The 16,802-nt window shown below is 65.4% G+C and carries 14 protein-coding genes; 9 read left to right on the top strand and 5 right to left on the bottom strand.

Annotated elements, in window-relative coordinates; all coding sequences use genetic code 11:
* Positions 1–34 precede the first annotated feature (34 nt).
* The 9 genes from lepB (at position 35) to ACQY4T_RS18825 (ending at position 10,884) form a co-directional block, all read left to right on the top strand.
* A complete protein-coding gene (gene lepB, locus ACQY4T_RS18865; protein WP_428533855.1) occupies positions 35–790 on the top strand; it encodes a signal peptidase I in 756 nt (251 codons plus the stop codon).
* Positions 791–1,477 carry a ribonuclease III gene (gene rnc, locus ACQY4T_RS18860; RefSeq protein WP_428533853.1) on the top strand — a complete coding sequence of 229 codons (687 nt, stop codon included), beginning with the start codon at positions 791–793 and terminating at the stop codon, positions 1,475–1,477.
* Positions 1,478–1,588: 111 nt separating this feature from the next.
* On the top strand, positions 1,589–2,500 hold the full coding sequence (era, locus tag ACQY4T_RS18855; protein ID WP_428542983.1) for a GTPase Era: 912 nt from the start codon (positions 1,589–1,591) through the stop codon (positions 2,498–2,500).
* 231 nt (positions 2,501–2,731) lie between these two features.
* Positions 2,732–4,549, top strand: coding sequence for an acyl-CoA dehydrogenase family protein (locus ACQY4T_RS18850; protein ID WP_428533851.1), 1,818 nt, complete (start codon positions 2,732–2,734; stop codon positions 4,547–4,549).
* Positions 4,550–4,810: 261 nt separating this feature from the next.
* On the top strand, positions 4,811–4,993 hold the full coding sequence (locus ACQY4T_RS18845) for a DUF6726 family protein (protein ID WP_428533849.1): 183 nt from the start codon (positions 4,811–4,813) through the stop codon (positions 4,991–4,993).
* 85 nt (positions 4,994–5,078) lie between these two features.
* Positions 5,079–5,849: a DNA repair protein RecO gene (gene recO / locus ACQY4T_RS18840; protein WP_428533847.1), complete on the top strand. Its 771-nt coding sequence runs from the start codon at positions 5,079–5,081 to the stop codon at positions 5,847–5,849.
* Positions 5,839–8,058 carry a DNA topoisomerase IV subunit A gene (gene parC, locus ACQY4T_RS18835; protein ID WP_428533845.1) on the top strand — a complete coding sequence of 740 codons (2,220 nt, stop codon included), beginning with the start codon at positions 5,839–5,841 and terminating at the stop codon, positions 8,056–8,058. The genes recO and parC overlap by 11 nt, the downstream gene beginning before the upstream one ends.
* Positions 8,059–8,213: 155 nt before the next feature.
* Positions 8,214–10,160 (top strand): acetate--CoA ligase, encoded by a 1,947-nt coding sequence (gene acs, locus ACQY4T_RS18830; RefSeq protein ID WP_428533843.1) that lies wholly within the window; start codon positions 8,214–8,216, stop codon positions 10,158–10,160.
* A 322-nt stretch (positions 10,161–10,482) separates the two neighbouring features.
* Positions 10,483–10,884, top strand: coding sequence for a hypothetical protein (locus tag ACQY4T_RS18825; protein ID WP_428533841.1), 402 nt, complete (start codon positions 10,483–10,485; stop codon positions 10,882–10,884).
* Positions 10,885–11,193: 309 nt separating this feature from the next.
* Here ACQY4T_RS18825 and ACQY4T_RS18820 read toward each other — a convergent pair whose 3' ends face one another.
* From ACQY4T_RS18820 to ACQY4T_RS18800, 5 genes are all read right to left on the bottom strand, one after another.
* Positions 11,194–12,507 carry an AAA-associated domain-containing protein gene (locus tag ACQY4T_RS18820; protein WP_428533839.1) on the bottom strand — a complete coding sequence of 438 codons (1,314 nt, stop codon included), beginning with the start codon at positions 12,505–12,507 and terminating at the stop codon, positions 11,194–11,196.
* A gap of 12 nt (positions 12,508–12,519) precedes the next feature.
* The gene (locus ACQY4T_RS18815; protein WP_428533837.1) at positions 12,520–14,247 is read right to left on the bottom strand and encodes an ABC transporter permease; all 1,728 of its coding nucleotides are present in this window, start codon (positions 14,245–14,247) and stop codon (positions 12,520–12,522) included.
* Positions 14,248–14,451: 204 nt separating this feature from the next.
* Entirely contained in the window at positions 14,452–14,850 is a 399-nt protein-coding gene (locus tag ACQY4T_RS18810; RefSeq protein ID WP_428533835.1) for a type II toxin-antitoxin system VapC family toxin, read from the bottom strand.
* Positions 14,847–15,098, bottom strand: a complete 252-nt coding sequence (locus ACQY4T_RS18805) for an AbrB/MazE/SpoVT family DNA-binding domain-containing protein (protein ID WP_428533833.1) — start codon at positions 15,096–15,098, stop codon at positions 14,847–14,849. Before ACQY4T_RS18805 ends, ACQY4T_RS18810 begins: the two co-directional genes overlap by 4 nt.
* Before the next feature lie 227 nt (positions 15,099–15,325).
* Positions 15,326–16,780, bottom strand: coding sequence for an N-acyl-D-amino-acid deacylase family protein (locus tag ACQY4T_RS18800; protein ID WP_428533831.1), 1,455 nt, complete (start codon positions 16,778–16,780; stop codon positions 15,326–15,328).
* Between the last annotated feature and the right edge of the window lie 22 nt (positions 16,781–16,802).

The raw sequence follows: 16,802 nt of genomic DNA, 5'->3' as shown, positions 1-16,802 counted from the left end.
CGTCATTCAACGACACTGAAAGTCCGTTGCCCACATGGCGACCACCAAGGCGAAACCCCGACGCCAGTCCAACGCCTGGGTCGAGAACATCAAGACCATCATCTATGCCGGGCTGATCGCCATCGGCGTACGCACCGTGGCATTCGAGCCGTTCAACATCCCGTCCGGCAGCATGATCCCGACGCTGCTGGTCGGGGACTACCTGTTCGTGGCGAAATACAGCTACGGCTATTCCACCTACTCGTTGCCGTTCGCGCCGCCGCTGTTCTCGGGCCGCATCTTCGGCTCGCTGCCGAAGCGCGGCGACGTGGTGGTGTTCAAATACCCGCACGACACGTCGATCGACTATATCAAGCGCATCGTCGGGCTGCCGGGCGACCGCATCCAGGTCAAGCAGGGTCAGCTGTTTATCAACGGCCAGCTTTGCCCGCGCCAGCCCGAGGGCGATTACACCACCGACGATAACGGCGTCAGAATGGTGCGCAAGCTCTACATGGAAACCCTGCCGAACGGGGTGAAGCATGAAATCCTGAAAGAGCGTGACGACGGCTGGGTCAACAACACCCCGGAATACGTCGTGCCGCCGGGTCACCTGTTCGCCATGGGCGACAACCGCGACAACAGTGCCGACAGCCGCTTCATGGATGGCGTCGGTTTCGTGCCGACAGAGAACCTGGTGGGACGGGCGGAAATCCTGTTTTTCTCGATCGATGCCGAATACCCCTGGTGGGAATTCTGGGAGTGGCCGTCCGAGATCCGCTGGAGCCGCCTGCTTAAACCCATTCATTGAATGAGCCAGTCCTTCGCATCTGTGCTCGGCCACGAATTCAAGCGTCCGGACCTGCTGCGGGAGGCGTTGACCCATCGTTCGGCGGCGCAGGGCAGCGGCCGAGGGCGCGCTGCGGACACAAATGCATCCAACGAACGCCTGGAATTCATCGGTGACCGCGTGCTGGGGCTGACCATCGCGGAATGGCTCGCCGAACGCTTCCCGCGCGAACAGGAAGGCGATCTGGGACGGCGGCTGGCCTATCTGGTATCACAGCCGGTGCTGGCTTCGGTGGCCGAGACGGTCGGTATGGCCGCGGTGCTGTCGGTCTCGCCGGGAGAGGCCAGGGCCGGCGTCGCCAAGCGGGCAACGGTTCTGGCCGACGCGCTGGAGGCCGCGCTGGGCGCGCTCTACCTGGATGGCGGGTTGGACGCGGCCCGCGATTTCGTGCGCCGAGCCTGGTATCATGCGATGGTCGATCAGGCCGATCCGCCGAAGGACGCCAAGACGGCGCTGCAGGAATGGGCGCAGAAGCGCGGCAAGGATCTGCCGGTATACGAAATCGCCGCCCGTTCCGGGCCGCCGCATGCGCCGGCCTTCACCGTCACCGTCAGCGTGGGCGGGGTCGAGGCCAACGGCACCGCCGGCAGCAAGCGCGCGGCCGAACAACTGGCCGCTGACGCGTTGCTGGTCCGGTTGCCGGGATGAGGACGCTGTTGCCGCGAGCCCTGGCGCGACTACGCCGTTGCCGCGAGGCCTGGCGTGACTACGCCGTTGCCGCAGGCCTGGCGTGATGACGCCGCCGCTTGGGCCGCTCGCGTGACCGCGCCGCCGCGGCAAAAATGTGGCTACGTCGCCATCGTCGGCGCGCCGAATGCCGGCAAATCAACCCTGATGAACCGCCTGACCGGGGCCAAACTATCAATCGTCTCGCCGAAGGCGCAGACCACGCGATTCCGCGTCCTCGGCATCCTGATGCGGGCGGAATCACAGGTGCTGCTGGTCGACACGCCCGGCATCTTCCGCCCGAAACGGAAGCTGGACCGAGCGATGGTGGCGGCGGCCTGGACCGGAGCGGCTGACGCCGACGTCACCATGCTGCTGGTCGATGCCCGCTCGGGGTTGCGCGACGACGTACGCGGAATCGCCGAACGGCTGGGTGCTTCGGGAAGACGCTGCTGGCTGGTGCTGAACAAGACCGACCTGGTGACGCCGCCCTCACTGCTGCCGTTGACCGCCTCGCTGGGTGCGCTGGCGCGGTTCGAGGAGAGCTTCATGGTCAGCGCCGAGACCGGTGACGGCGTACGGCTTCTGGCCGACGCGCTGGCGGCGGTGGTGCCGGAAGAGCCGTGGCTGTTTCCGGAAGATGATCTGACCGACCTGCCCGATCGGCTGCTGGCCGCTGAGACGGTGCGTGAGCAGATCTTCATGCAGACCCACGAGGAGGTGCCGTATGGCGCCACGGTCGAGACCGAGTCGTTCAAGGACCGCAAGGATGGGTCAGTGCGGATCGAGGTCACCGTCTATGTGTCGCGGCCGGGGCACAAAGCCATCCTGATCGGCGAGAAGGGCAGCAAGATCAAAGCCATCGGTGCGCGCGCGCGGCAGGATCTGGGGTTGCTGCTGGATCGTCCGGTGCATCTGTTCCTCAACGTCAAGGAGCGCAAGGGCTGGGACGAGGAGGGCGCTCGGCTGCGCGCGATCGGTCTGGACGATCCCGGCAAGGCGTGAGGCAGCGATCGCTCCGTTTGCTGCCGACGCCCGGCAGGCAGCAAAGCGGACGAGTGAACAGCACGGCACCAAAATACTTATAAGAAATCAAGCAGCGCGGCGCGGGCAGCCTCGACCTCGCGGATGGCGGGCGTGGACGGCTGCCGGGCTGCGACGCCCGTTCGTTGACGCCCCCGACAGCGACCGATATTTTCGCCCTAATCGAAATGGGTAAATAAAGGAAAGTTCTCAATGTCCTCAACCGCGGAACTTCTTTTCAGCCGGAAGACGGACGAAACACCGGGAGTGGCGCCCCCACCGGCGCTTTCGCCAAGCCGAGCGGTCGGTCACATCGCGCCTGACTGCGCCGGAATGAATTTTTACGACATCGACAACAGCCTGCACGCCTCGCTGCGCCTCAACATGGACGCAGCGACTTACCGACACTTCGAGCCCTATTTCAGCCAACTCGGCGGGGTGGCGGGCGGGCGCCTCGATACATTGGCGCGCATCGTCGATCGCAATCCGCCGATGCTGGAACACCGCGACCGGTTCGGCCAGGACCTCGATGCCATCATCTATCATCCGGCCTATCGCGAGATGGAGAAGATCGGCTTCGAGGACTTTAAACTGCACGCCATGTGCCACGCCGCCGGCCACTTCGGACTGGATCGCCCGTCGCCGCAGGCATCGAAGTACGTGTTCCAGTATCTGTTTTCTCAGTCCGAATTCGGCATGATGTGCCCGCTGAGCATTACCGATGCAACGATCCACGTGTTGCGCGCCTCGGCCAGCGAGGAACTCAAGAGCTACCTGTTGCCCAAGATGCTCTCGACCGATCTGTCCACGCTGTGGAAGGGCACGCAGTTCATGACAGAGCGCGCCGGCGGGTCGGACGTCGGCTCGCTGGAGACCACCGCGCGGCTGGAACAAGGCGTCTGGCGGCTATACGGCGACAAGTGGTTCGCCTCCCACACCGACGCCCATGTCGCGCTGATCCTGGCTCGACCCGAAGGCGCCCGCGGCGGCACTGGCGGGATCGCGCTGTTCGCGCTGCCGCGTTACTTGCCGGACGGGTCACGCAACAAGTATCGCATCGTCCGGATCAAGGACAAGATGGGGACGAAATCCCTGGCGACCTGCGAAATCGTGCTGGAGGGCGCCGAAGCCTACCTGGTCGGCGACGCCGGCCAGGGGCTGAAGCAGATGATGGAGCAGGTCAACATGTCGCGCCTGTCGCACGGGGTGCGGGCTGCGGGCATGATGCGCCGCTGCCTGCACGAATCGCTTCAGGTCGCGCGCAACCGCGACGCCTTCGGCGATCGGCTGATCCGGCATCCGCTGCTGCGCCGCCAGGTGATGAAGATCCTGGTGCCCGCCGAACAGGCTTTGTCCCTGTCGATGCTGGCCGCCGGCTATATGGACCGTGCCCGCGCCGGGTCCAACGAGGCGTCCCAGGTGATCCGGATCCTGACCCCGCTGGTGAAATTCCGCGCCTGCCGCGACGCGATTTCGGCCACTCGGGCGGCGATGGAGACGCGCGGCGGTAACGGCTATATCGAGGAGTGGGTCAACGCCAAGCTGGTCCGCGATTCCCACATCGGTGTGCTGTGGGAAGGCACCAGCAACATCAACGCGATCGATGTCGTGCGCCGCGCGGTGTCCAAGGCCAAGGCGCACGATATCCTCTACGCGGTGCTGAACGGCAAGCTTGGCGAGTCCGACCTGCCCGACGCGTTTCGCCGACGTCTCGCTACCGCGCTGGACAAGAGTTTCCGCTTCATCGTGCAAGTCGCCGGGGACCCGGCGCGGGAACACATGGCCCGGCAGGCGGCGAGCGGGCTCTACAACGCCGCCAGCGCGGTCGTGCTCGCGTGGGAAGGTGCGCATGACCGTGGCGATGCCAGGAAACTGCTGGTCAGCCGCCTGGTCCTGGAACATCGCGTAGAGGCCGCCGACCCGCTGGCTCCGGCGGACGGCGACTGGGAACGTGAAGCCTACGCCATGCTGCTGGATCGCGATCGTTGCCCGTCGCTCGGAGAGGTCAACCTTTTGCTCGTCGCCGGCTGAACCCGACCGGCGGCACGGACAATCGCGTTGCTTACTGAGTTACGGCGTGATCTGGAACGATGGGGTCGGAAGCGATCCGATTTTGCTGAAGCCATGGTTGCCCGTTCGAAGCCGCCCACGGCTGACGCGAGCGAACCGACGTGACCGAGATTGAAGCGAGCAGCGGCTGGCGCTTGGCGATGTCACCTCGAGCGGCGTTGCATCGACTGCCCATCTGGCCACGCCGCCGCGACAGGTTGATCCCGCGCCTGGCTGACTTACATGTCCTGCCAGGAGGAACCCGTTGTGCGGTTGGCCCTTTGCTTGATGGTCCTTACTTTTTTGAGCGGTTGCGGCGTGGTCGCGTTCCCCTTCCGGGTGACCGGTGACGCGGTACAGGCGGTGCCTGTGGTCGGCAAACCCCTTGGCAAGCCAATTCATGCCGTCGGCGACGCCATCGACTGATTCGGCGGCATCCCGGCGGAACCGAAATTTGGCATCCGATGCCCGTCGCATGGCGCGCCGCCCATATCCGGGGTAAACCGCCGGCATGGAATGGGACGCGCCGGCGATCATCCTGGCGATCAGGCCTTACGGCGAGGGCGATGCGATCGCCACGGTCATCACCGAGGCGTTTGGGCTGCATCGCGCCTTGGCGCGCGGCGGCGCCTCGCGCGGCAAGGCCGCGACATGGCAGCCCGGCAACATGGTGCAGGTGCAGTGGACCGCTCGGCTTTCGGATCAGCTTGGCAGCTTCACCGGCGAACTGATCCACGCCGGCGCGGCGCAGGCGATGGTCGAGGCGGCGCCGCTGGCGATGCTGAGCGCGATCTGCGCCGTCGCCGAGGGCGCGCTGCCGGAGCGCGAGCCGTTGCCGCGGATCTTCGCCGGGATGCTGGGCCTGATCCCGCGCCTGCCGCTGGGTGCGGCCGAACTGGCCGAACTTGTGCGGTGGGAAACCGTCGTGCTGTCCGACCTCGGCTACGGCCTGGATCTTTCGGCCTGCGCGGTGACCGGACGGACCGAGGGGCTGGCCTACGTCTCGCCGAAGACCGGACGGGCGGTGACCCGCGAAGCGGCAGGGGACTGGGCGGATCGCCTGCTGCCGCTGCCGGGTTTTTTGCTTGCCGACGCGCCGGCCAATGCGACCACCGATGCTGGCGACTGGCGCAACGGTTTGCGCTTGACCGGACATTTCCTGACGCGCGATGCATTCGGCCACCAGTATCGCCCTCTGCCTCAGGCGCGGCGCATGCTGTACGACCGGGTCGCCCAAATGGCGGACCAGCAGAAGGACGACGCTTCCAACCATGCCGGATGATCTGACAGGCCTGATCCAGGAAACCCAACTGAAGGACGCGCTGTCGGAGCGTTACCTGGCCTACGCGCTATCGACTATCATGTCGCGCTCGCTGCCCGATGTGCGCGATGGGCTGAAGCCGGTCCACCGGCGGCTGATCTACGCGATGCACCAGTTGCGGCTGGACCCCACCGCCGGCTTCAAGAAATGCGCCCGCGTCGTCGGCGACGTGATGGGTAAATACCACCCGCACGGCGATGCCTCGATCTACGACGCCATGGTGCGCATGGCGCAAGAGTTCGCCGCGCGCTACCCGCTGGTCGAGGGCCAGGGCAATTTCGGCAATATCGACGGCGATAACCCCGCGGCCATGCGCTACACCGAGGCTCGGCTGACCCTGGTGGCGCAGGCGATGCTGGCCGGCATCGACGAGGACGCGGTGGATTTCCGCCCGACCTACGACGGCGAGGAAGCCGAACCCGTGGTCCTGCCGGGCGCCTTCCCGAACCTGCTGGCGAACGGCGCGGCCGGCATCGCGGTCGGGATGGCGACCTCGATCCCGCCGCACAACGCCGGCGAAATCTGTGCCGCGGCGATCCACCTGATCCAGCATCCGCAAGCGACGACCGCCGACTTGCTGCGCCATATGCCCGGCCCGGATTTTCCCACCGGCGGGGTGCTGGTGGAAGACCCTGCGGCAATCGCGGCCGCCTACGAGACCGGCCGTGGCGGATTTCGCCTGCGCGCGAAATGGGAGGTCGAGAAAGCCAAGCACGGCACCTGGACCATCGTCGTCACCGAGATCCCGTACCAGGTGCAGAAGTCCAGGCTGATCGAGCAGGTAGCCCAGTTGATGGAGGACAAGAAGCTGCCGCTGCTGGGCGACATCCGCGACGAAAGCAGCGACACCATCCGCCTGGTGCTGGAACCGAAGACCCGCGGCGTCGAGCCCGAGGTGCTGATGCAGACGGTGTTCCGCGCCACCGCGCTGGAGACTCGGTTTCCGCTCAACATGAACGTGCTGGATGCGACCCGCACGCCGCGGGTGATGGCGCTGCCGGAGGTCTTGCGCTGCTGGCTGGATCACCGCCACGAGGTGCTGGTGCGCCGCTCGAACCATCGCCTGGCCGCGATCGAGCGCCGGCTCGAGGTGTTGGACGGCTACCTGCTGGTCTACCTCAATCTGGACGAGGTGATCCGCATCATCCGCGACGAAGAACAGCCGAAGCCGCGGCTGATCGAGCGGTTCAGCCTGTCCGATGTGCAGGCCGAGGCAATCCTGAACATGCGCCTGCGCAGCCTGCGCAAGCTGGAGGAGATGGAGATCCGCAAGGAGCACAAGAACCTCTCCAAGGAACTGAAGGACCTGCGCACCCTGCTGGCCAACGACAAGCTGCGCTGGGTGCGGATCGGCGAGGAGCTCGAGGACATCCGCAAGCGGTTCGGGGCGGGTCCACTGGGCGACCGGCGCACCGAACTTGGCACCGCGCCGGCGGCGGTGGAGTTCGACACCGATGCGTTCGTGGAACGCGAGCCGATCACCGTGATCCTGTCCGACAAGGGCTGGATTCGCGCGATTAAGGGATCGGTGGCCGATCCGGGTGAGCTGAAGTTCAAGGAGGGCGACAAGCTCCGCTTGTTGCTGGCCTGCCAGACCACCGACCGGCTGACCCTGCTGGCGACCAACGGCCGCGCGTTCACCTTGAAGGCCGCCGACCTGCCGCGCGGCCGCGGCGACGGCCAGCCGGTGCGGCTATTGGCGGAACTGACCAACGAGGATGACGTCACCGCGCTGTTCGTCGCCGCCGAGGGGTCGAAGTATCTGATCGCGTCCAACACCGGGCGCGGCTTTATCGTGCCGGCGGCCGAACTAGGGGCGGAGAAGCGCACCGGCAAGCAGGTGCTCAACCTGAAACCGAAGGAGGAAGCGGCGCTGTGCGTGCCGGCCGACGGCGATCACGTCGCGATCATCGGCGAGAACCGCCGCCTGCTGGTATTCCCGCTGGAGCAGGTGCCGGAGATGGCGCGCGGGTCGGGGGTCATCCTGCAGCGCTACAAGGACGGCGGCCTGTCGGACGCGAAGGTGTTCCGCCTCGCCGATGGGCTGACCTGGAAGCTGGGGGATCGGCTGCGGACCGAGACCGATCTGCGGTCCTGGCTGGCCGAGCGTGGCACGTCCGGGCGGCTGCCGCCGAATGGGTTCCCAAGGACGCCGAAGTTCGGCGGGTAAGGCCCTATCGAGTTCAGGGCGACATCGGCCCCGGGTCAGGGACTCGGAGGCGCACCCGGGACGCCTATTTTGCGTGATCGCCCTGCCCGCGGCTTTCGCACCATTGAGCGCTGACCTAGTCTGCGGCGCAAATGGCAGGAAGGGAGAGCGCCGCTATGTCCGCCGACCAGAAAATCGAGGTCAAGCCCGAGATCGCCGCCCGTGCCCACGTCAATGCCGCGAAGTGCCAGGAGATGTACGATCGCGCGTCGAAGTCCCCGGACTCCTTCTGGGCCGAGCAGGCGAAGCGCATCGCCTGGGTGAAACCGCCGAGCAAGATCAAGAATACCAGCTTCGGCGACGAGTCCGGTGGCGAGGTTTCGATCCGCTGGTATGAGGACGGCACGCTGAACGCCTCGGCCGCGTGCCTGGATGCGCATCTGGCGGCGCGCGGCGATCAGGTCGCGATCATCTGGGAAGGCGACGATCCGAACACGCAGAAAACCATCACTTACCGCGAACTGCACGAACAGGTGTGCCGCTGCGCCAATGCGCTGAAGACGCTGGGTGTGCAGCGCGGCGCTCGGGTGACGATCTATATGCCGATGGTGATCGAGGCGGCGGTGGCGATGCTGGCCTGCGCGCGCATCGGCGCCATCCACTCGGTGGTGTTCGGCGGCTTCTCCCCCGACAGCCTGGCCAATCGCATTCTGGACTGCCGCTCCGAGGTGCTGATCACCGCCGACGAAGGTCGCCGCGGCGGCCGGCGGGTGGCGTTGAAGGCGAATGCGGACGAGGCGCTGAAACAGTGCCCGGACGTCAAGACCGTGCTGGTGGTGAAGGTAACCGGGGCCGATATCCAGATGCAGCGCGGCCGCGACCACGATTACACTACGGTCCTGGCCGCCGCCTCGCCCGACTGTCCGCCGGCCGAGATGGGTGCCGAGGACCCGCTGTTCATCCTGTATACCTCGGGCAGCACCGGCAAGCCGAAGGGCGTGCTGCACACCACCGGCGGCTACATGGTCTGGGCCAGCTTCACCCACCAACTGGTGTTCGACTACAAACCCGGCGAAATCTACTGGTGCACCGCCGATGTCGGCTGGGTGACCGGGCACACCTATATCGTATACGGCCCGCTGGCCAACGGCGCCACCACGCTGATGTTCGAGGGCGTGCCGAACTACCCCGACGCCGGCCGCTTCTGGCAAGTGGTGGACAAGCACAAGGTCAACATCTTCTACACCGCCCCCACCGCGATCCGCGCGCTGATGCGCGAGGGCGACGCACCCGTTAATCAGCACGCCCGCAGCAGCCTGCGCATCCTCGGCACCGTCGGCGAACCGATCAATCCGGAAGCCTGGATGTGGTATTACCGCGTGGTCGGCGACCAACGCTGCCCGGTGGTCGATACCTGGTGGCAGACCGAAACCGGCGGCATCCTGATCAGCCCGCTGCCCGGCGCCACCGCACTGAAGCCTGGCAGCGCGACGCTACCGCTGCCCGGCGTTAAGCCCATGCTGGTGGACGCTGACGGGCGCGAACTGACCGGCGCCGCCGAGGGTAATCTGTGCCTGACCGACAGTTGGCCCGGGCAGATGCGCACCGTGTTCGGCGACCACGAACGCTTCGTGCAGACCTACTTCTCTACCTTCAAGGGCAAGTATTTCACCGGCGACGGCGCCAGGCGCGACGCCGACGGCTACTGGTGGATCACCGGTCGGGTGGACGACGTGATCAACGTCTCGGGCCACCGCATGGGCACCGCCGAGGTGGAAAGCGCGCTGGTGGCACATCCGAAAGTGGCCGAGGCGGCGGTGGTCGGCTTCCCGCACGACATCAAGGGCCAGGGCATCTACGCCTACGTCACGCTGAGGTCCGGCAACGAGCCCTCGGACGGGCTGCGCAAGGAACTGGTGGCGTGGGTGCGCAACGAGATCGGCGCGATCGCCAGCCCCGACGCGATCCAGTGGGCGCCATCACTGCCGAAGACCCGCAGCGGCAAGATCATGCGCCGCATCCTGCGCAAGATCGCCGCCAACGAGACCGACAGCCTGGGGGATGTGTCGACGCTGGCCGATCCGGGGGTGGTGACGGAACTGGTGGAGGGGCGGGTTTCGTAGGTTCAGCGCCGCTCAGCACATGGCCGCCAGGTATGTCAATTAGCGCAGAGTGTAGTCAGAGCAATTACAGTGATCGGAGCCGCCAGATGCGACTTCGCTTCGGTTGGGTGAAGGTATGCCACACAGCCTTGCTTCGAGAGTTCCTCGTAATATCAATCGTCCCGGCACTTTTCCGCCCCGAATCCGCAACTTCCTTTCTTGTGTCTGGGTAGCGTCTTTCCTTGGCATAGGTTTATTTCGGCCGGGCTTTACAAGAGGGCTTACATACCTGGGACTCTTACTCGGCATATGCGGCGCCGCTGTTCTTTATTGGGAGACTAGCTTGGCGCCCGATGAGGCAACACTTCTTGCGAATGGCATTGAGGCAGCAGGTCGGACACCAAACTTAGCCAAGAGTGACTGGGAGGCAATCCTGATTGCAAGCTTCTTTAGCGTCCTTTCGGGGGCGGTTATCTGTTTTGCCGCCTGGAATATAGACCAGCATTCGCCCAACCCGTATCGCCTCGCTTGGCAACTCCTAGGAGGCGTTGCCTACGCCGTGGTTCCCCCTTGCAGTTTGGCATACACCTTCAGAGGGGCAAGACGATGGCTTCACAAGCAAATATTCCTGCTACGAGAACAATCGCACGACGCCATGGCTAAACAATATTTCCGCAAAATTGGGTTCGTATTGCTTGTCCTGTCAGGCGTTTTTCAAATACCGGATATTTTATGGGTGCCCTGAATCGGTCTGCGGCGCCGTGATTAGACTAGCCATGACACATTGTGTATTTGCAGCCAGAATGGCGCCGTGATCGCGACGCTACGAAAGTGACGCTGAACCAGCGGATGCATCGTGCGCCAGAAACGACGGATGCCCATCGGCAGCCGGCCTGGCACGACGGGCAATATGCATGCACAAACGCAAGCGGGAAGCGCGGGCCGCAGGTTAGAGTATAATCTCCGAGGCCCCAAGCGGACTCGCGCATTTGCGCGAGCGCCCGACTTTGTTAGGGAAAATGAGCGCAAGGAAGCCACTCCGCCGCCCAACCCGCTACTCGACATCCTCCAAGCTGAACTGCTCCGCCTCCTCGTCATAACTGAAAAGTTCCGCGTAACGCCCCCAGGCGACCACCGTGCGCAGGGTATCCTCGGCATAATCCGGCGACATGTGATCCTCCAGTTCGTCGCGGAACCGCACCGCCGAGGCGCGGTGGTTCCAGCGCTCGTCTAGCACCTGGCGGATCATGGCCACCAGCGGCACGTGCTGGCGCAGCGCATTGCCAAAAATCCGCTTGCGCTCGTCGGTGTCGGCCTCGACGAAACCGCGGCCGAGGTCGGTCAACGCGATGTCGCCTTCCTCCAGCACCGCGAAGCGCAGCAATTGCAGCGTCTCGCCCAGCGGCAGCAGGTCGTCGACCTCGTATTGCAGCGAATTGGCCAGCGCAGGCAAATCGGCGCGGCCCTCATAGGGTTCCGTCGCCAGGGTCTCCATCAGGCCCGACATGATGTTGGTGCCGACCTTCGGCAGCGGCGTTGCCAGCGGCGAGACCGGCACGGCGGTGGCGGTTTTCGGCCCGACCGGCGGACGCCGCGTCATGATGCCGTAGATATCGTCCACCATCTGGCGGAAATCCTCGTCCAGACGGTTGCGCGGATGCGGGAACGGCACTTTCAGCTCGTTCGCCACCCGGCCTGGGTTCGACTGGAACACCAGGATGCGGTCGCACATCAGCACCGCCTCCTCAATGTTGTGGGTGACCATCAGCACCGACTTCACCGGCAGCTTGCCGTCCATCCACAGGTCGATCAGGTCGGTGCGCAGGGTCTCGGCGGTCAGCACGTCCAGCGCGCTGAACGGCTCGTCCATCAGCAGCAGGTCGGGATGCACCACCAGCGCCCGAGCCAGCCCGACGCGCTGGCGCATGCCGCCGGACAATTCCTTCGGATACGCGTTCTCGAACCCGCCCAGGCCGATCATGTCGATCGCCGCCTCCGACAGCGTCTCGCGCCGAGCGCGCGGAACGCTGCGCGCCTGCAGGCCGATCTCGACGTTTTCCTGCACCGTCAGCCAGGGGAACAGGGCGAAGCTCTGGAACACCATGGCCACGCCGTCGGTCGGGCCGTCGACCTGCTTGCCGCGCCAGGTCACGCTGCCGGCGGTCGGCTTCAAAAGGCCCGAAACGATCCGCAGCAGCGTCGATTTGCCGGACCCCGAGCGACCCAGCAGGGCGACGATCTCGCCCTCGTGCAGCGTCAGGTTGACATCGTCCAGCACCACCAGGTCGGCGTTGGCATCCTTGTGGTAGGCTTGGCGGCAGCCCTTCACCTCGATCAGGCAGGGCCGGGTCACAACCGCTGTGTCCATGAAGCTGTTTCCTCAGGCCAGGGTGAGGCGGCGCTGCGCGTAGCCATACATGGGGCGCCACAGCAGGCGGTTGAACAGCACGACGAACGCCGACATCACCACGACGCCCAGCACCACCCGCGCCATGTCGCCCTTGTCGGTGGCATCGGCGATATAGGCGCCCAGGCCGTGCGCCTGCAGCCTGGTGTTGCCCCAGGACGCCACCTCGGCGACGATCGCGGCATTCCACGACCCGCCGGACGCAGTGATCGCACCGGTGACGTAATAAGGGAAGATCCCCGGGATGATCACCTTGCGCCACCACAGCAGGCCGCCGACGCGAAAGTTGCTGGCGACTTCCTTCAGGTCGCCGGGAAATGCCGCCGCACCGGCGATCACGTTGAACAGGATATACCACTGTGTCCCCAGCACCATCAGCGGCGTGAGCCAGATATCGGGGCTTAGGTGGAAATACACGATGAACAGCACGAACGGCGGAAACAGCAGATTGGCCGGGAACGCGGCCAGGAACTGGGCGACCGGCTGGGCGCGCCGAGCCCAGACCGGGCGCAGGCCAAGCCAGACCCCGATCGGCACCCAGATCAGGGTGGCCAATATCATCAGCACCACGACGCGAATCAGGGTGATCAACCCAAGCCCCACGGCGGTGCCGACATCGCTCCAGCTCAGCGCCTGGGAGGCGAACTGCGCGACCCGCCAGGTCGCCAGCCCGACCACCACCACCAGCAGCAGCGCCCACGCGATATCCACCGCGCGTGACGTCTTGGCCGACGACGCGGCCCGCTGCCGGCGGCCGAAGGAGAACCGCATCCCGCCGAGGAACGCGGCGGCGTCGCCGACCAGCTCGCCGCAGAGCTTCAGCAGCCGGGTACGCCGCATCAGCCGCAGCATCCAGGGATCGGAGGCGGTGGCGCCGGCCGTGGTCTCGAAACGGAACTTAGCCGACCAGGCCACCAGCGGCCGAAACAGCAACTGGTCGTACAACAGAATCACCAGCAACATGGCAAGGATCGCCCAGCCGACGGCGATGATGTCCTTTTTCTCCAGCGCCAGCGCGACATAGGACCCGATGCCAGGCAGCTTCCAGCTATTATTGCCGACCGAGACCGCCTCGGACGCCACCACGAAGAACCAGCCGCCCGACATCGACATCATGGTGTTCCACACCAGGCCCGGCGCGGCGAACGGCACTTCCAGCTTCCAGAACCGCTGCCACGCGGTCAGATGGAAGCTGATCGAGGCCTCGTGCAGGTCGGCCGGCACGGTTTTCAGCGACTGATACATGCTGAACGCCATATTCCACGCCTGGCTGGTGAAGATGGCGAAGATCGCCGCCAGCTCCAGTCCTAGCACCTGGCCGGGGAACAGGTTCATGAAGAACACCACGGTGAAGGTCAGGAACCCCAGGATCGGCACCGATTGCAGCACGTCCAGCACTGGCACCAGCACCAGCGCGGCGCGCCGGCTCTTGGCCGCGGCGGTGCCATAGGTGAAGGTGAACAGTAGCGACGCGGCCAGCGCGGCGAACATCCGCGCCGTGGTGCGAAGCGCGTATTCCGGCAGATGCGTCGGATCGAGTGTGATCTCGGTGGCGCCCGGCGCATCGATCCGTGTCATGGTGCCCTCGGCGACGTGACCGACGGCGATCAACGCACCGATCACGCAGACGAACGCCACCGCATCCCAGAGGTTGGGCAGGCGCCATCCGGCGGCCATCGAGGGGAGCGTCGTGGCAGGCATCTCGCTGGTCGGTTTCCGCTGGGGTTGCGTGGGCGTCTGTTAGCCTGCTGCCGGAATGCTGTCACGCGCCAAAGGTGTTGCCGTTGCGTGACAATGGAGCTGGGCGCGGGTGAGTGGTCGCGAGACGCGCGGCACGGGTTGCGGCGCGGCTACTCAGGGGTGTAGCGCGACTTCAATCCAGAGCCGGCACCCCTGCGGCTCGGATCAGCCGACCACGCTTGCCGCCTGACCGTGCCTTTTGAGCAGAGCAACCGCGCGCTTGTCAAAGGACACAAAGGTTTCCCCACCGAGCCATTGCCCTTCGAAGGCAATGAGGCCGTCGGCAAAGTCCCCACCCGCATCGAGCACGGCTAAACCGGCATCGACCGCCGACCTGTTCACCGCCACATTTCCCGCGTTCAGCAGAGCTTGCAAGGCTGCGTGAATGTCCTTTTGACCAACGCTGTAAACCCGGCGCAGCACCCAAACGAACTCACAGAGGCAGGGCAAGGGGACCGCGATGAGTTCGGCATCCTGCAACAGTCGGGCGGCGGCCATGGCTTGCTTTGCGTCGTCGCGCATCACCGCCCGGATCAGGATATTCGTATCGACCGTGACCCTCATTCCTCCCCAGCCCAACCGGTGGCCGCCGCGGCGCTGATTTCATCGAGCGTGGCCATCTTTCTCGTCTTGCCCGCAAGCAGGCCAAGAAACCCATCTATCGTGCCTAGCGGCTTCGCCGCACGCAGCGCAATACGACCATCCGGTAGCTTGTCCAACTCGATTTTCTCCCCCGGCTTGATCCCGAGGTGATGCAGCACATCCTTGCGGAAAGTCACTTGTCCCCGTGCCGTCACGGTCAAAGTCGTCATGCCAGCATCCTCCTGCCGCAGACACGCGTAATGCATTTTTGCATTACTGTCAATGAGTCGTAGACGACGCGCCAGATTGATCGCGTCGGCTTCACGGGCTCAAATGACGCCGAACCGACTGTCATCGCGAGGCGCATCAGCGCCGTGGCGATTCCGTGCAGCGTGGCCACTCGCGACCGGAATGCCTCGCACTGACGCCACCACGCACAGCCACCGACAGCACCCCACTACTCCCGGCCGCGAGTCACCAGCCGGCCGGCCCGCGCCGAGGTCGCTCCGTCACCGAAAACATAGGCCGGCTGGCCGTTGATCCAGGTCCGCAATATGCCCTCGGCGGCTTGCGTTGGGGCCTCGTATGTCGAGGCGTCACGCACCGTGGCGGGATCGAACAGCACGAGGTCGGCAAAAGCCCCGGCGCGGATTACGCCGCGATCCACCATGCCGAACACCGACGCGGTATGGCCGGTCATTTTGCGCACGGCCTGCTCCAGGCTGAACAACCCAAGGTCGCGGGCATAATGGCCCAGCACGCGGGGGAAAGTGCCCCATAGCCGCGGATGCGGATAGGAATCATGCGGCAGGCCGTCGCTGCCGATCATCGCCAGGCGGTGCGCCATGATGCGCCGCACGTCCGGCTCGTCCATCTGAAAGTATATCGCACCGGCCGGCACCAGGCGTTCCGCCGCTGCCTTCGGTTCAACCCCCCAGTCCTGGGCGATATCGGCCAGCATGCGGCCGGCAAGTTCCGGATGCGGCACCGACCAGGTGATCTGCACCGGCACGTCGGCGCGCAGCCGGCTCGGCATCAGCACGGTGGAGCCCGCTGCGTAGGGATAGATGTCGAAATCAACCTTCTGTCCGGCAGCGCCCCGCTCGATCAGCGGCAGCGTCTCGGCGCTGCGGCCGAAATTCTCCGGCATCGAGCATTTGTGGTGGCTGATCACCACCGGAACATCGACGGCTCTGCCGATCTTCAGGGTTTCCTCGATTGATGCCAGCACGTCGTTGGCCTCGTCGCGCATGTGGGTGACATAGAGGCCACCGATCGAACGCAGCGCCTCGGCAACAGCGATCACCTCGTCGGTCGGCGCCATCATGTTGGGCGGATAATACAGCCCAGTGGAAAAGCCCGAGGCGCCTTCGGCCAGCGCCTGGCGCAGCCGCGCCTGCATGTGGGCCGCCTCGACGTCGGTGGCGGCGCGCTGGGTGTCGCCGCCCATCGCCTCGACCCGCAGCGACATGTGGCCGATCAGCGCGTAGGTGTTCACCGGCGCCGGATCGCGCGCCAGGCGGTCGGCGTAGGCGGCGAAACTGTCGTAGGCGAACCAGCTTTCGTCGCCCAGCAGGTCGAGTGGGGGCGCGGGGCGCGTCCTCATCCGCACCGGCGACAGCGAGATGCCGCAATTGCCGACGACAACCGTAGTGACACCCTGCGACATCTTGCACAGCATGCACTCCGGCCCGCACAGCACCGCCCGGTCATCATGGGTGTGCGCATCGATGAATCCGGGGGCGAGCGCCATGCCGCCGGCGTCAACCTCGCGATCGGCCGCCGCGCCGCCAAGGTCGCCCACCGCGGCGATACGGTCGCCGGTGACACCGACATCGGCATTGTAGCGGGGGTTGCCGAGGCCGTCGAACACGGTGGCATTACGGATGATCAGATCGCAGCGCGGCGTCATGGTGTTCCGTCCATTTCGTTCG

The sequence above is a fragment of the Rhodopila sp. genome (assembly GCF_965277825.1).
GTDB lineage: Bacteria > Pseudomonadota > Alphaproteobacteria > Acetobacterales > Acetobacteraceae > Rhodopila.
Note: the sequence above shows the minus strand (reverse complement) of the source record. Positions and strands in the feature narration are given on the sequence as shown.

What these genes read in the sequence shown, in the direction of transcription:
- lepB (WP_428533855.1), top strand. Translation starts at nt 35, where the DNA reads ATGGCGACCACCAAGGCGAAACCCCGACGCCAGTCCAACGCCTGGGTC.
- rnc (WP_428533853.1), top strand. Translation starts at nt 791, where the DNA reads ATGAGCCAGTCCTTCGCATCTGTGCTCGGCCACGAATTCAAGCGTCCG.
- ACQY4T_RS18850 (WP_428533851.1), top strand. Translation starts at nt 2,732, where the DNA reads ATGTCCTCAACCGCGGAACTTCTTTTCAGCCGGAAGACGGACGAAACA.
- ACQY4T_RS18845 (WP_428533849.1), top strand. Translation starts at nt 4,811, where the DNA reads ATGTCCTGCCAGGAGGAACCCGTTGTGCGGTTGGCCCTTTGCTTGATG.
- recO (WP_428533847.1), top strand. Translation starts at nt 5,079, where the DNA reads ATGGAATGGGACGCGCCGGCGATCATCCTGGCGATCAGGCCTTACGGC.
- parC (WP_428533845.1), top strand. Translation starts at nt 5,839, where the DNA reads ATGCCGGATGATCTGACAGGCCTGATCCAGGAAACCCAACTGAAGGAC.
- acs (WP_428533843.1), top strand. Translation starts at nt 8,214, where the DNA reads ATGTCCGCCGACCAGAAAATCGAGGTCAAGCCCGAGATCGCCGCCCGT.
- ACQY4T_RS18820 (WP_428533839.1), bottom strand. Translation starts at nt 12,507, where the DNA reads ATGGACACAGCGGTTGTGACCCGGCCCTGCCTGATCGAGGTGAAGGGC.
- ACQY4T_RS18815 (WP_428533837.1), bottom strand. Translation starts at nt 14,247, where the DNA reads ATGCCTGCCACGACGCTCCCCTCGATGGCCGCCGGATGGCGCCTGCCC.
- ACQY4T_RS18810 (WP_428533835.1), bottom strand. Translation starts at nt 14,850, where the DNA reads ATGAGGGTCACGGTCGATACGAATATCCTGATCCGGGCGGTGATGCGC.
- ACQY4T_RS18805 (WP_428533833.1), bottom strand. Translation starts at nt 15,098, where the DNA reads ATGACGACTTTGACCGTGACGGCACGGGGACAAGTGACTTTCCGCAAG.
- ACQY4T_RS18800 (WP_428533831.1), bottom strand. Translation starts at nt 16,780, where the DNA reads ATGACGCCGCGCTGCGATCTGATCATCCGTAATGCCACCGTGTTCGAC.